The 15,399-nt window shown below is 60.3% G+C and carries 10 protein-coding genes; 6 read left to right on the forward strand and 4 right to left on the reverse strand.

Features of this window, described 5'->3' with window-relative positions; translation table 11 throughout:
* Positions 1-83: 83 nt before the first annotated feature.
* Positions 84-3,827, forward strand: a complete 3,744-nt coding sequence (locus tag AAE029_RS24705; protein ID WP_371075551.1) for a PAS domain-containing protein — start codon at positions 84-86, stop codon at positions 3,825-3,827.
* Here the strand turns inward: AAE029_RS24705 and panB are convergent, their stop codons facing one another.
* The 3 genes from panB to pncA form a co-directional block, all read right to left on the reverse strand.
* The gene (panB, locus tag AAE029_RS24710) at positions 3,828-4,655 is read right to left on the reverse strand and encodes a 3-methyl-2-oxobutanoate hydroxymethyltransferase (protein WP_371075552.1); all 828 of its coding nucleotides are present in this window, start codon (positions 4,653-4,655) and stop codon (positions 3,828-3,830) included.
* Position 4,656: 1 nt separating this feature from the next.
* On the reverse strand, positions 4,657-5,532 hold the full coding sequence (gene panC / locus AAE029_RS24715) for a pantoate--beta-alanine ligase (RefSeq protein WP_371075553.1): 876 nt from the start codon (positions 5,530-5,532) through the stop codon (positions 4,657-4,659).
* A gap of 78 nt (positions 5,533-5,610) precedes the next feature.
* Positions 5,611-6,255: a bifunctional nicotinamidase/pyrazinamidase gene (gene pncA / locus AAE029_RS24720; protein WP_371075554.1), complete on the reverse strand. Its 645-nt coding sequence runs from the start codon at positions 6,253-6,255 to the stop codon at positions 5,611-5,613.
* 406 nt (positions 6,256-6,661) lie between these two features.
* Here pncA and AAE029_RS24725 point away from each other — a divergent pair, with 406 nt between their 5' ends.
* The 3 genes from AAE029_RS24725 (at position 6,662) to AAE029_RS24735 (ending at position 8,223) form a co-directional block, all read left to right on the forward strand.
* Complete coding sequence (locus tag AAE029_RS24725; protein WP_371075555.1) at positions 6,662-6,982, forward strand: hypothetical protein; 321 nt, start codon at positions 6,662-6,664, stop codon at positions 6,980-6,982.
* A 151-nt stretch (positions 6,983-7,133) separates the two neighbouring features.
* Positions 7,134-7,520, forward strand: coding sequence for a DUF488 domain-containing protein (locus AAE029_RS24730; RefSeq protein WP_371075556.1), 387 nt, complete (start codon positions 7,134-7,136; stop codon positions 7,518-7,520).
* Between the two features lie 55 nt (positions 7,521-7,575).
* A complete protein-coding gene (locus tag AAE029_RS24735) occupies positions 7,576-8,223 on the forward strand; it encodes a cysteine hydrolase family protein (protein ID WP_371075557.1) in 648 nt (215 codons plus the stop codon).
* A 32-nt stretch (positions 8,224-8,255) separates the two neighbouring features.
* Here AAE029_RS24735 and AAE029_RS24740 read toward each other — a convergent pair whose 3' ends face one another.
* Positions 8,256-10,721 carry an ATP-dependent helicase gene (locus tag AAE029_RS24740; protein WP_371075558.1) on the reverse strand — a complete coding sequence of 822 codons (2,466 nt, stop codon included), beginning with the start codon at positions 10,719-10,721 and terminating at the stop codon, positions 8,256-8,258.
* A gap of 305 nt (positions 10,722-11,026) precedes the next feature.
* Between AAE029_RS24740 and AAE029_RS24745 the strand changes: the two genes are divergently transcribed.
* The gene (locus tag AAE029_RS24745) at positions 11,027-12,193 is read left to right on the forward strand and encodes an efflux RND transporter periplasmic adaptor subunit (RefSeq protein WP_371075559.1); all 1,167 of its coding nucleotides are present in this window, start codon (positions 11,027-11,029) and stop codon (positions 12,191-12,193) included.
* Positions 12,190-15,348 carry an efflux RND transporter permease subunit gene (locus tag AAE029_RS24750; RefSeq protein ID WP_371075560.1) on the forward strand — a complete coding sequence of 1,053 codons (3,159 nt, stop codon included), beginning with the start codon at positions 12,190-12,192 and terminating at the stop codon, positions 15,346-15,348. The genes AAE029_RS24745 and AAE029_RS24750 overlap by 4 nt, the downstream gene beginning before the upstream one ends.
* Positions 15,349-15,399: the final 51 nt, after the last annotated feature.

The raw sequence follows: 15,399 nt of genomic DNA on the forward strand, positions 1-15,399 counted from the left end.
CGGTCAGGACGACTTTCTTTGCGTTTTTGTCGAGACTGGATTCCTCTGCCGAATGCCGCACATTCGCGTTGCGAGGGGACGTCATGACGACTCTGAGGGAATACGCCAAGAATGCCACGGTCGCACTGCATCAAACCCTGCATCTCGATCCTGAAGCTTTCAACGATGACAATGCGGCTGCTGTCATCGAAGCGACCCTCAGGAAAGCCACACGCGATCACGAGAGCCGGGTGCACCGGCAACTCAAAGAGGTACAGGCTGAAGCCAATGAGCGCTTGGCACGCCTGCTCAGTTCGTCTCCGGCGGTGGTCTACAGCTTCAAGGCGGCGGGCGATTTTGCCCCGATTTTTGTCAGCGACAACATTCAGAATGTGTTCGGCTACCCGCCTGCCGACTATCTGAAAGATCCCTCCTTTTGGCGAGACCGCGTCCATCCTGACGACCTCGCTCGGGTCGAAGAAGCGATTTCAAAATTCTTCCAAAATGGCGTGCATGCAGTCGAGTATCGCTTCCGGCGGAAAGACGGCTCCTATTGCTGGGTCAATGACGAGCAGCGGCTGATCAGAAGTCCGAGCGGCATACCTCTGGAAATCGTCGGGTCCTGGAGCGATATCACCGCGCGAAGGGCCGCGGAGGCGGCGACAGCGGCAGCGCATGCGCGTCTGGCCCAGTTGCTCGCCAGCTCGCCGGCCGTGATCTACAGTTATAAGGCGACGGGCGATTTCGCACCGATCTTCATCAGCGAGAACATCCGGGATCTGCTCGGCTACGAACCGCAGGAATATCTCGAAAACCCCGATTTCTGGTGGCGCTGTGTCCACCCCGACGATGTCGCAGCGGTGGAGGCTCAGTCGGTTCAACTGTTCAAGAAGGGCCGCCACACGGTCGAGTATCGCTTTGCGAAGAAAGACGGCACCTATTGCTGGGTGGTGGACGAACAGCGCCTTATTCGGGACCCTGACGGCCAACCGGCGGAGGTCGTCGGCTCCTGGGGCGACATATCCGAGCGGAAGAAAGCAGAAGCAGCCGTAGCGGCCGCGCATGAGCGCGTCGAGCACCTGCTAACACGTTCTCCAGCTGTCATCTACAGCTTCAAGGCGACCGGTGACTATGCGCCGACGTTCATCAGCCGGAATGTGAAGGACCTCCTCGGATACGACCGGGAGGAATATCTCGATGGGCCGGATTTCTGGCGCAGCCGTGTTCATCCCGATGATTGCGAGCGGATCCTTGGTGAGTATTCGCGCCTGTTTGCCGACGGCCGGCTCAGCATTGAATACCGCTTCCGCAAGAAAGACGGCAGCTATTGCTGGATCAGTGATGAATTGCAGTTGATACGGGACGCGACGGGTGATCCGGCGGAAGTCGTGGGCTCGTGGAACGATATCACGGCGCGCAAGCAGATCGGCGAGGCGCTCGTCGCCGCCCAGGACCGTATTGTGCGCCTGTTGTCTTCTGCCCCTTCGGTGATTTACAGCTACCGGGCGACTGGGGATTTCGCGCCCACCTTTGTCAGCCAAAACATCCGCGACTGGCTCGGTTACGAGCCGCAGGAATACCTGGAAAGCGCCGACTTCTGGCGGCGCTGCGTCCACCCCGATGACCTTGCAGCGGTCGAGGCCGAATCCATACAGCTATATAAAAACGATCGCCACACGGCGGAATATAGGTTTCTCAAGAAAGCCGGCACTTACTGCTGGGTCAACGACGAACAACGCCTGATCCGGGACAAGAGCGGGCAACCCTTGGAAGTGGCTGGTTCGTGGAGTGACATCAGCGAGCGCAAGCGGGCGGAAGAAGCGGCCGCCGCCGCCCACCAGCGCATCGAGCATTTGCTCTCCAGCTCACCGGCGGTGACCTACAGTTTCCGGGCGACCGGTGACTACGGGCCGACTTTCATCAGCAAGAATGTGAAGGACTTGCTCGGGTATGAGCGTGAGGAATATCTCGATAGCCCGGACTTCTGGCAGAGCCGGATCCATCCGGAGGACGCGCCGCGTATTCTCAGCGCCTACGCGCGCCTCTTTGAGGAGGAGCGCCTCAGTAGCGAATATCGATTCCGAAAGAAGGACGGCTCCTTTTGCTGGGTGAGTGATGATCTGCAGGTGATCCGCACGGCAGCAGGCGATCCGATTGAAGTGGTCGGTTCCTGGAGCGACATCAGTCAGCGCAGACAGCTCAGTGAAGCTCTGGTCGCGGCACAACAGCGCCTGGTGCATCTCCTCTCCTGCGCGCCGGCGGTGATCTATAGCTACAAAGCGACGGGAGATTTTGCTCCTACATTCGTCAGTGAGAACGTTCGGGATTGGCTTGGTTACGAGCCGCAGGAGTATCTCGAAAATCCAGATTTCTGGTGGCGTTGCGTGCATCCCGACGACCGTGCTCGCATCGAGGCTAAGTCGGTCGAGCTCTACAAGAACGGGCGGCATACGATCGAATACCGATTCCTCAAAAAGGACGGCAGCTACTGCTGGGTGATCGATGAACAACATCTCATCCGGAACCGCGATGGCGAGCCGGTCGAGGTGGTGGGTTCCTGGAGCGACGTCACCGCACCGAAGGAGGCGGAGATCGCTTTCCGGCGCAGCGAGCAACGTCTGAGTGATGCCATTGAATCCATTCCGGAGGGCTTTTCCCTCTATGACGCGGAAGACCGTCTCGTTATCTGCAACAGCGTCTATGGCGACCTTCTCTATCCCGGCACGGGTACGCCCAAGCCCGGCACATCCTATGAGACATTGATTGGGAATGCAGTGAAGCAAGGCTTGGTGGAGGATGCCAAAGGATGCGAGGCCGAGTGGATCGCCGAGCGCCTGGCGAAGCATCGGAATCCCGGCGAGCCGCATCTTCAACGTCGTGCTGACGGCCGTTGGATCCAGGTGAGCGAGCGCAAGACGACGGAAGGCGGCACGGTGGCTGTCTACACCAACATCACCGATATCAAACGCGCTGAAGAGGAATTGCGCGAAGCCAACCGCAAGGCGGCGCTCGCCAATCAGCTCGTGAGCGAGCAGAAACGGGAACTTGAGGTACTCTCGACGAAACTGTCGAAGTATCTGTCGCCCCAGGTCTATTCGTCGATATTCCGCGGCGAGCGCAGCGTCGAGATTGCCTCAAGCCGCAAGAAGTTAACTGTTCTGTTTGCGGACATCGCAGATTTCACTGCGACGACCGATCGCCTTGAGTCCGAGGAGCTGACGGCGCTGCTCAACCACCATCTTACGGAGATGTCGAAGATCGCGCTCGAATATGGCGCGACCATCGATAAATATGTCGGCGACGCGATCATGGCTTTCTTCGGCGACCCTCAGACGAAGGGCATCAAGGAGGATGCTCTGGCCTGTGTGGAGATGGCAGTCGAGATGCAACGGCGGATGAGCGATCTCCAGTTCGAATGGCGCGATGCTGGTTTGGAAAAACCTTTTCAGCTGCGCATCGGGATCAGCACTGGCTTCTGCACCGTCGGCAACTTCGGAAGCGAGGACCGGATGGATTACACCATCATCGGCAGTCCCGTGAATCTGGCAGCCCGGCTCCAGTCCCATGGTCAGCCGGGCAGTATCCTGATGAGCCACGAAACATACTCGCTGGTTAAGGATGTGATCCTGGCCGAGGAGCAGCCCTCCGTTCAAGTCAAGGGATTCCCGGAGCCCGTTCGCAATTACAGGGCGATCGACCGGCTGGACAGGCAGAAGAGCCAGGCCAAGGTGCTTCGCGAGGAGCAAGCAGGGGTTCGCATCGTTCTTGATCTGAACAAGCTCGATAAGGCGAGCACCGTTCGGACCCTGCAGAGCATGATCTCTCTGCTTGGGGAAGACAGTGAGTAGCTAGCCCTGCCGCTTGATCTGGAACGTGTGCTCGGCGCCTGGGAAGGTCCGTGCCTTCACTTCGTTCGCATAGTCTTCCGCAGCCTTCGAGACGATAGGCGCAAGCTCGGCGAAATGTTTGACGAAGCGCGGCTTGAAATCATTGAAGAGACCGAGCATGTCGTCGGAAACCAGGATCTGGCCGTCGCAGGCAGGCGAGGCGCCGATACCGATGGTTGGGATCGACAGCGAGGCGGTGATCTCGCGGGCGAGCGGTTCGACGGTGCCCTCGATGACGATTGCGAAGGCGCCAGCTTCGCCGATCGCTGCGGCGTCACGGCGGATCGTCGCCACTTCCTTTTCCGTGCGCCCGAGCGAGCGAAAGCCGCCGGTGGTGTTGACCTGCTGCGGCATCAGGCCGACGTGGCCAAAGACGGGGATACCGCGGTTCGTCAGGAACGCGACCGTCTCGGCCATTTCTTCGCCGCCTTCAAGCTTGACGCCGTCACAGCCGGTTTCCTTCATGATGCTGGCTGCACTGCGGAAGGCCTGCTCCTTTGATTCCTGATAGAAGCCGAAAGGCAAATCGACGATGACGCAGGCATTTTTCACACCGCGCATGACACCCTGGCCATGGGCGATCATCATCTCCAGCGTGACGCCGACGGTCGTCTCCATGCCGTAAAGCACCATGCCGAGGGAATCTCCGACCAGCAGCAAATCGCAATGCGGATCGAGCAGACGGGCGATCGGCGTCGTATAGGCCGTGAGCGACACGATAGGCCGCGTGCCCTTCATGGCCTCGATTTCTGCGGGCGTAATGCGCTTCTTCCGGCTGGGCGTGCTCATCTCAGGCAGCCCTCACATTGTCGTTGGCCTTCCCGCCGATGACACGGTTGTCGAGAAGGCGTGTCGTTCCGATGCGCACGAAGAGTGCGACGAGAACCGGCCTGCCCTTGACCGATATCAGCGATTCCAGCGTCTCGGGATCGCGCACGGCGACGACCTCCGGCACAGTCAGCCGCTCCGTCTCGATGAAGGCGCGAATGGCGGCCTCGAGCACAGCGGGATCATCAGCACCCTCGAGGATAAGCCGTTCCGCCTCGGCAAGCGCCTTCGGCACGATGACGGCTGCGGCCCGCTCCTCTTTCGAGAGGTAGACATTGCGTGAGGAGCAGGCGAGACCGTCAGCCTCACGCACCGTCGGTACGGAAACGACGCGAACCGGCTGGGCGAGATCCTCCACCATTTGGCGAATGATGGCGACCTGCTGGTAGTCCTTCTCGCCGAAATAGGCGGCATCCGGCTGAACGATGTTGAAGAGCTTCGTAACCACAGTCGCAACGCCTGCGAAATGGCCTGGACGGACAGTTCCCTCCAACTCGCTTCCAAGCTTCGGCACGTCTACCACGGTCTGCATGGGGCGAGGATACATGTCCTCCACGCCGGGCGCGAAGATAATGTCGACATTGGCCGCCTCCAGCATGGCGCTGTCACGGGTAAGATCACGCGGATATTTCGCCAGATCCTCGTTGGCGCCGAATTGCAGTGGATTGACGAAGATCGACACAACCGTGACGTCGTTTTCGCCCCTGGCGCGGGAGACGAGTTCCATATGGCCGAAATGCAGATAGCCCATCGTCGGCACCAGACCGATACTCTTTCCGTCCCGGCGAGATTTCGAAAGGCGGGCGCGCAGCTCGGGGATGGTCTTGATGATCTCCATATCCGCTCCTCCAGTTTTCAGGGGAGCCTCTAGCCCGCGCGATGCAAAAATGCAAATCCGACTGCGGCGATCGGCCGGCTACGGCACGAGTTCCTGCCTGGTCGCGAGTATCTGCTCGCTGGTGACGATCTCAATGCCGTTTTGGCGCATTTCCTCCATCGCGGCCTGTACGCCTTCCGGCGTGATCCCGCGGCTCGCATCCTCGATGACACGGACTTTCACGCCAGGCAGCAGTTCAAGGGCGTCGAGCGCGGAAAACTTGACGCAATAATCGGTCGCCAGTCCGCAGAGATCGAGATGGGTGACGCCCTGTTGTTGCAGAAAATCGGCGAGGCCGGTCAGCGCTTCTTTGTCATTGTCTCGGAAGGCGGAATAACTATCGACCTCGGGACTCTCGCCCTTCTGCTGGATGAGATCGATCTCCTCTGCCTTCAGGTCGGGATGAAGCTCGGCGTCTGGGGTGTGCTGCACGCAGTGGTCCGGCCACAGCATCTGAGGCTTGCCTGAAAGCGTGCCCATTTCGAAGGGTTCCTTGCCCGGGTGAGAAGACGCGAAACTCCCATGGCCGGGCGGATGCCAGTCCTGGGAAGCGACGATGAGGTCATAGTAACCGCCCTCGATCAGCGCATTGGCGACAGGTACGACTTCGTGGCCTTCCGGAACCGGCAGATTGCCTCCGGGACAGAAGCCGATCTGGATATCGGTCAAGAGCAATGCCTTCATGCTAGATCCTTTTGCTTGCGCAACACGATGCCAAGCGACGGAAAAGGGATCAAGATAAAAGATTGCCATAAAGGCGGCGCTTTGCCGCAGTGCAGCGAACTCGAAAACCAAGACCCGGTCGAACTGCTCACTCACCACAATATATAGAAATGATCGGCGGCATCGACAAGGTTCGGAAGGTCCCGCTTGCTCCGTCGTGGAGATCGATCGCCGGCTTGTTCTACTCAGCCTTTCGGCCAGCAGATTTCCATCTTTTGGGCAGGGTGACTGCAACTTTCTACTCCGATTGGGCGTATTTTCTGAACAGTGCGTTTGCGGAACGGCCCTTTAAATGCCGGTGCTCGGATCTCACATGCGGTTGCACGCTGCGATACGGACCTGTCCCAACGGGCCGGGAGGGAATGTTATGGAAAATCGTGATTTCTACGGTTTGGACCAGGACCCCCGCGAATCCCATGCTGGGGAAGGCGGTGGCATTGGAGAGCGCGACTATTTCGATCACCTCCGTGCCCTGACGTTATCATTCGGCGAACGGATGATTGTACTGGCAGTGGTGGCGTTCATTGCCGGCATGGGCTTTGCGGGATATTTGGCGGATGCCGGAACATCGCTTCCGGTGACCATGGCGCCTGCGGCCGTTACGGACACCCCTTCGCATGGCCAGGTCCATCTACCAACCCACATCGAGTGTGATGAGTTTTCGCCTTACGCGGAACGCTCTTGTTGACGGTGCCGCGCGCGATCTAACCGAGACAATTCCGTCGATATTTGCACTCCAGACATTTTCGCCACGGAGAAAAAAGCCTTTTCTTGGCGAGCCTCACGCCGTAGCGTATTTTGTTGGCTTGGTGGATCTAAATCGGGACGGAGAAAAATCGGTGGCCATCAGTGTTGTCCAACTCGGTTCCCCGCGTGCCGTCGACGAGGGTTTGCGCATCGGCACGGTCCGCCGCCCACCGCGCGGCGTGCCGAAGAGCGAGTTCGCCAGCCGCAACTATTTCGATGTCTGGCTGCCAATGCTGGCGCCGAGCCAGGAATTGATGTCGAAGGGCCGTGCGTCCGAGACGCAGGCGGAATGGGATAGTTTCTTACGCGGCTATCTTAAGGAAATGAGCGCGCCGGACACGAGCAGGTTGCTGGATGTTCTGGCGGCGCTTTCTCATACAACCAACTTCGCGGTCGGATGTTATTGCGAGGACGAAAGCCATTGTCATCGAAGCATGCTGCGACGATTGCTTTCGGAGCGAGGCGCGAAATTCAGGTGAGATTACGGTCGACGATGCCCCGGATTACGCTGCGGCCGGCTCCGATGAGATGGAGATGACGGTGATTGCTTCCGTAACGATAGGCAAGACGATGGAGAATTTCTGCCATCCCGGCCGCATGGCGTTGATTGTCTACGACATGCAGGTCGGAATTGTCCGGCAGCTGGATGACGGTGATCGCATCACGACAAATGTGCTGAAGGTTCTGGAAGCAGCAAGGGCCGGCGGATTTCCCGTGATTTTCCTGCGCCATATGTCGGTGCCACGCCGGCTGATGGGAGCATTCCAGCTGCGGCAGGCGATGGCCTGGCAGAAAACAGACGACCCGGAAGCCGTGCGCCCCTGGTTCCTCCGCGGAACGCCAGGATTCGATATCGTTCCCGAACTTCGGCCGCGGGACGACGAAATAATCCTAGACAAGATCACCTTTTCGGCTTTCGAGGGTACGCCGCTTTCAATCATCCTGCGCGATCTCGGTCTTACTGCCTTCGCGATATGCGGCATTGCTACCGAAATTGGCATCGACCCGACGGTGAGGCACGCGACCGATCTGGGGCTGGTGCCCATCGTCATCCGCGACGCCTGTGGCACCGGGCACCTAGAGGCGGCGGAGCGATCCTTTGCCAATATGGCGTTCATGGGAGATGCCATCCTCTGCAGGATGGATGACATAGTGAGCGCGATGGGCAGCGCCGAAGGCTAATAAGCATCATTTGGACTACGGGCTGATTAGGATCACACCCGCTCCACGAACCCGTCGAGCACCCGCTTCTGCCCCGCGCGATCGAAATCGATCGTCAGCTTGTTGCCCTCTATTGCCGAGACATTGCCGTTGCCGAATTTGAGGTGGAAGACCCGGTCGCCAACGGCAAAGCGAGACGGTTCGGTGGATGTGGATTTGGCGACGAGCTCGCCCTCGATCGTGCGGCCCTTGGGGCCGCTTTCGCCGTAGCCGATGCGTTCGACGGCATAGCCCGAGCGATTGCCCCAGTTGTCGCGGGTGGCGTCGGTTTTGTTGGCCTGGGCACGTTTCCAGCCGGGTGTCGAATAGGAATTGGCGAAGGGATCGGCCTTGTCGAAGCGCGATTGGCCGTAGCCGCCGCGACCGTAGCCACCGTATGACTGTTCCATCTCCGCAACCTCGACATGGCTTTCCGGCAGCTCATCGAGGAAGCGCGACGGGATCGTCGATTGCCAAAGACCGTGGATGCGGCGATTGGAGACGAACCAGATGTGACAGCGGTGCTTGGCGCGCGTCAGCCCGACATAGGCCAGGCGCCGTTCCTCTTCGAGACCGGCGCGACCGGATTCGTCAAGCGAGCGCTGGTGCGGGAAGAGGCCTTCCTCCCAGCCGGGCAGGAATACGGTGTCGAATTCCAGCCCCTTGGCCGAATGCAGCGTCATGATCGAAACGGCATCCATGCTCTCGTTCTGGTCGGCCTCCATGACGAGCGCAACATGCTCCAGGAAGCCGCGCATGCTCTCGAAAGCCTCCATCGATCGGACGAGCTCCTTAAGGTTCTCGAGCCGGCCCGGGGCTTCGGCCGTCTTGTCGTTCTTCCACATGTCCGTATATCCGGACTCTTCGAGGATCTGCTCGGCAAGCTCGGTATGCGGCGTGTTTTCGAGCAGGCTCTGCCAGCGGCGGAAGGACATGACGACATCGAAAAGCGCCTTGCGCGCCTTCGGCTTCAGCTCGTCGGTCTCGACCATGTCGCCGGCGGCGGCAAACATGGGAATATCGCGGGCGCGGGCATAGTCATGCAGCGCGCGCACCGCCGTGTCGCCCAATCCGCGCTTCGGCGTATTGATGATACGCTCGAAGGCGAGATCGTCCGCCGGCTGGCAGACGAGGCGGAAATAGGCCATCGCATCGCGGATTTCGAGGCGCTCATAGAAGCGAGGGCCGCCGATGACGCGGTAGTTGAGGCCAAGTGTTACAAAGCGATCTTCGAACTCGCGCATCTGGAAGGAAGCGCGCACCAGTATCGCCATGTCGTTCAGCTTGTGTTGCTGGCGCTGAAGCTGCTCGATCTCCTCGCCGATCGCCCTGGCTTCCTCTTCCGAGTCCCAGGCCGCGTGCACCTGGACCTTGACGTCCTCGGATTCGTGCCGGTCTGTGAACAGCGTCTTGCCGAGGCGGCCTTCATTGTGCGCGATCAGGTGTCCGGCAGCGCCGAGGATATGGGCGGTCGAGCGGTAGTTGCGCTCCAGCCGGATGACCTTGGCGCCGGGAAAGTCCTTCTCGAAGCGCAGGATATTGTCGACCTCCGCACCGCGCCAGCCGTAGATCGATTGGTCGTCGTCACCGACGCAGCAGACATTCTGCGGTTCGCCCTTCGGCCGCTGCGCAAGCAGGCGCAGCCACATATATTGAGCGGTGTTGGTGTCCTGATACTCGTCAACGAGAATATAGCGGAAGCGAGCGTGATAATCTTTGAGCACGTCCGGATTCCTGCGGAACATGGCGATCGGATGTAAGAGCAGATCGCCAAAATCGCAGGCGTTGAGCGTCGTCAGCCGTGCCTGATAGGCGGCGTAGAGCTCGCGACCGCGGCCGTTGGCAAAGGCGCGGGCATCGCCCTCCGGGATATCGGCGGGTCCGAGCCCCTTGTTCTTCCAGGTGTCGATCATGCCGGCGAACTGACGGGCCGGCCAACGCTTGTCGTCGAGGCCTTCCGCCTGGATCAATTGCTTGATGAGGCGAACGACGTCATCGGTGTCGAGGATGGTGAAATCCGATCTGAGGCCGACAAGCTCTGCGTGGCGCCGCAACAGCTTGACGCCGATCGAATGGAAGGTGCCGAGCCAGGGCATGCCTTCAACGGCGCCGCCGACGAGATGGGCAATCCGCTCCTTCATCTCGCGCGCAGCCTTGTTGGTAAAGGTGACGGCGAGGATCTGCGATGGAAAGGCGCGGCCCGTGTTGAGGATATGGGCAATGCGGGTCGTCAATACCCTTGTCTTGCCTGTACCGGCACCGGCAAGCACGAGAACAGGTCCCTCCAGCGTTTCGACCGCCTCCCGCTGTTCCGGGTTAAGGCCGTCGAGATAGGAAAAGGAGTGGCGGATACTGTCACGGGCAGCCATCGCGCGGGCGGCAATGCCGCCGCGCGGAGCCGCTGCCGGAGCGGCCGGCTTGCGCGGCGCATTCTCCGGCTCCTCGTCGAAGAAGGGAATATCGTCGAAACTATTGCTCATGCCGCGTAATGTAGTGATTCGGTAGGGAAAGACCAGAAAAGATGTTCTGCTTTCATTCCTACGCCTTGCGAGGCGGGCAGATGTCAACAGATGCGTGTGGCTCGCAGCCTTTTTTACCGGTTTCCGGCAAAGGATGAGCACAATCTCGTTACCAATACTTCAGATTACATTTCTGTAATAACAGGCACCTATGCTTGCCGAGGGGCTTCAAAAATATGATATTACGGTGCCCGGGCGGGAAATGTTTCCTTACGCCTCTATAGACCGACGCCTGAACGACGCCCTGAGTCCTTTCGGAGACGTGAATGCCATTTTGGAAGCAGCTTGCTCTTTCTCTCGTTATTATTGCCATCGGCTTTGCCGCAGGGGTCATGTTCGTCCCCGGTGCCGGCGCCATACTGGAAAAAGCAGGTGTTCCTTCCGAACTGGTGGCCGCAATCGCTCCTGCAACGACAGAGCATGAAACAAAGGGCGATTCGGGGCAGGGCCGCCGCGGCGGCGGACGCAATCAGGCGCCGCTTGTGGTGACGCGAGCTGTCGTACAGGGAGTCGTCAATGACCGGCTGAACGCGATCGGCACGGGTGATGCCATTCGCTCCGTCGTCGTGACGCCGCAGGCCTCCGGCACCATTCGCGAAATCCTGATCAAGTCGGGTGACACAGTAAAGCAGGGACAGGTACTTGCCACGCTCGACAGCGAGGAGCAGATCATCGCCCGCGGCCAGGCGGAGGTGGCGCTGAAGAGCGCGGTCGAGAAGTCGCAACTTTACCACACCATCAAGTCGAGCGTGTCTCGCATGGACGTCTTTGACGCCGAGATCGCCGAGCAGGGCGCACGGCTGCAGCTTCAGGCGGCCGAACTCAATCTGGCGCGCCGCAATATAACAGCGCCGATCGACGGCATCGTCGGCATCGTGCCAGTCAACATCGGTGACAACGTCACGACCACATCGAACATCGTAACACTCGACGACCGATCCGAAATCCTGGTGGACTATTGGGTGCCGGAACGCTTCGCCAATACCGTCAGCGTCGGCCAGCCGGTCGAGGCGACCTCGGTTGCGCGCCCGGGACAGGTATTCTCCGGCGAGGTCGAGGCGATCGATAACCGCATCGACGCCGCAAGCCGGACGCTCAGGTTAAGGGCGCGCATCGACAATGCTTCCGACGAGCTGCGCGCCGGCATGTCGTTCAGCGTCAGCATGCGCTTTCCGGGAGAGAAATATCCGGCCGTCGATCCCCTCTCGGTGCAATGGGATTCGCAAGGTTCCTTCGTCTGGCAGGTCAAGGACGGGAAGTCGCGGAAGGTGCGCGTCAGCATCGTTCAGCGGAATCCGGATTTCGTATTGATAAAAGCCGATCTCAGCGACGGCGACGCAATCGTGACCCAGGGGCTCCAGCGTGTCCGGGACGGCGGCAATGTGCGCCTTGCCAATGATGCCGCCGGCACCGAGGAGGTCGCGTCGCAATGAGCGTGACCGATGAGATCCACACCCATCCGGCCTCCGGCAAACAGACATTCACGGCGCTTTTCGTCCGACGGCCGATCCTGGCGCTGGTTTTCAACACACTCATGGTGGTTGCGGGACTTGCCGCCTATTTCGGCGTCGAGGTCCGCGAACTGCCCGATGTCGACCGGCCCGTGGTTACCGTGCGGACCCTCTTCGACGGGGCGTCACCGCAGACGATCGACCAGGAGCTGACGAAGGTCATCGAAGGCGCGGTTGCCCGCGTCAGCGGACTGAAGTCGATCTCGTCGCGTTCCTCCTTCGGCCAAAGCCGGGTCACTCTGGAATTTTCCGACGCCACCGATCTTGCCGTTGCCGCCAATGACGTGCGCGATGCGATCGGCCGCATCACCGATCGGTTGCCGGACGACGCCGATCCACCGCAGATCGTCAAGGCAGACTCCGATTCCCAGGCGATCATGCGTCTCGCGGTCACTTCGACCAATCTTGACATGGACGACCTGACGCAACTCGTCGAAAACGAAATCAGCGACAGGCTTGCCGCCGTCGACGGGGTGGCGGATGTCGAGACCTATGGCGACCAGGAAAAGATCTTCCGTGTCGACGTGGATCAGAGTGCGCTTGCAAGCCGCGGCCTGACGATCGGCGACCTGACGCAGGCACTCGAAAGCGCGGCGCTGGATGTGCCCGCCGGTTCTCTCAAGAGTACCACTCAGGATATCGTCGTTCGCGCGACGGCAAACCTGCAGAAGCCGGAAGATTTTCTCAATCTGATCATCCAGGACCGCGTGCGCCTTGGCGACGTGGCGACGGTCACCCTCGGTCCGCGCGATGGATCGACCGCGCTCCGCTCCAACGGCGTGCAGGGCGTCGGCCTCGGCATCATCCGGCAGGCGCAATCGAATACGCTCAACATCTCGAACGGCGTGAAGGCGGCGGTCGAGCAGCTTTCCAAGACCCTGCCGGAAGGCACGCGCATCGCAATCACCAGCGATGATGCCGTCTTCATCAAGGGCGCGATCCATGAAGTCGTGCTGGCACTGGTGCTGGCGGCGGTGATCGTGACCGTTGTGATCTATCTGTTCCTGCGCGACTGGCGGGCGACGCTCATTCCGGCGGTGACCATGCCGGTGGCGCTGACGGGAACGCTAGCTGCGCTCTACATGGTCGGCTTCTCGATCAACATCCTGACGCTGCTCGCGATCGTGCTGGCGACCGGTCTCGTCGTCGACGACGCCATCGTTGTTCTCGAAAATATCGTGCGTCGTCGCTCCGAGGGAATGGGTCCGCGCGCGGCGGCCGTCCTCGGCACCCGCGAGGTCTTTTTTGCCGTCATTGCGACCACCGCGACGCTCGCTGCCGTCTTCATACCGTTGTCTTTCCTGCCGGGCCAGGTCGGTGGACTTTTCCGTGAATTCGGTTTCGTGCTCGCCTTCTCCGTCGGCCTGTCCTCGATCGTAGCGTTGACGCTCTGCCCAATGCTCGCCTCACGCATGCTCACCAAGGAGATGCTGGAGGATCATGGATTATTGGGTCGGTTCGGCGAGGCTTTCGCCGCTATCTATCGCAAGACGCTTCATGCCTGTCTTAATGCTCCGCTGGTGGTCATCGTCTTTTCGACGCTATTTGCCGCTGCCGCTCTCCTGGCGTTCGCGAACGTCAAGAACGAGCTGACACCGAACGAAGACCGCGCCATGGTGATGATGCGGATGACGACGCCGCAGGGATCGAGTCTCGATTACACGCGCGACCAGCTTCAGCGCGTGGAAGAATACCTGCAGCCGCTCGTGGACAGCGGCGATATCCGAAATATTTTTTCGATTTCGGGGCAGGGCGGCTCATTGAACAGCGGCTTCATGGTCCTGACGCTGGCGCCCTGGGACGAGCGCGAGCGCAGCCAAAGCGAGATCGTCGCCGATATCAATGCGGCTGCGGCAAAAGTACCGGCGCTGCGCGGCAACGCGATCTCCTCCAACAGCCTGCGCATCCGCGGCGCCGGCAACGGCCTGCAGATGGCGCTCGTCGGTAATGACTACGAGGCGCTTTCGGCAGCCGCGAGCAAATTGGTTCAGACGCTCGATGCGACCGGGCAATATGATACGCCGCGGCTGACCGACGAGCCGACGCAGGCGCAGGTCTCCGTTGCAATCGACCGCGAACGCGCATCCGATCTCGGGATAGATATCACCGGCCTCTCGACAGCCATGCAGTCGCTCCTTGAAGGGCGATCCGTGGTGGATGTCTTCGTGGCGGGCGAGGCCTATCCGGTGTTGCTCACCTCGACGACGCGGCCGATCGATGATCCGACCGACCTCGAAAACGTCTTCCTGAAGACCGGGGACGGCAAGATCGTGCCGATGTCCGTGATCGCCTCCCTGAAGGAGGGATCGGTCGCGCCACAGCTCAATCGCGAACAACAGCTTGCCTCGGTCGCCATAACCGTCGGCTTGAAGGACGGCATGTCGCTCGGCGATGCCGTCAAGCAGGTGACCGCGATTGCCGAGCCGCTATTGCCGCCAGGCGCGCGTCTCGTTCCGCTCGCGGAAGCAGCAACACTGGAAGAGAATTCCAGCGGCATGGCTCTGACCTTCGGCTTTGCCATCGTCATCATCTTCCTAGTGCTTGCCGCCCAGTTCGAAAGCGTGCTGAGTTCGCTCATCATCATGTCGACCGTGCCGCTCGGCCTTGCCTGCGCCGTCTTCGCGCTGATCATTACCGGCTCGAGCCTCAACATTTACAGTCAGATCGGTCTGGTGCTGCTTGTCGGTGTGATGGCGAAGAACGGCATCCTGATCGTCGAGTTCGCCAACCAGCTGCGCGATCACGGTGTGAATGTGCGCGAAGCGATCGAGAAGGCCTGCGCGCTGCGGCTGCGGCCGGTCATGATGACGATGATTGCCACCATTCTCGGCGGCGTGCCGCTGGTCTTCGCCCATGGCGCAGGGGCGGAAGCGCGCATCGCGCTCGGTTGGGTGATTGTCGGCGGGCTCGGCTTTGCGACGCTCGTCACGCTCTATATCACCCCGGTCGCCTATCTTCTGATCGCCCGCTTCGCCAAACCGCAATCCCATGAAGAGGCGCGGCTGCATGAAGAAATGTCCAACGCGGCGAGGGGGCGGCCGACAGCACCGCCTGAACAGCTACAGGCGGCCGAATAGATATCTTTTCAAGCCGTTGACCGGTCCCGGGCACGTATGGGCGCCCGCGGT

The organism is Sinorhizobium sp. CB7 (assembly GCF_041357635.1).
Classification (GTDB): Bacteria; Pseudomonadota; Alphaproteobacteria; order Rhizobiales; family Rhizobiaceae; genus Rhizobium.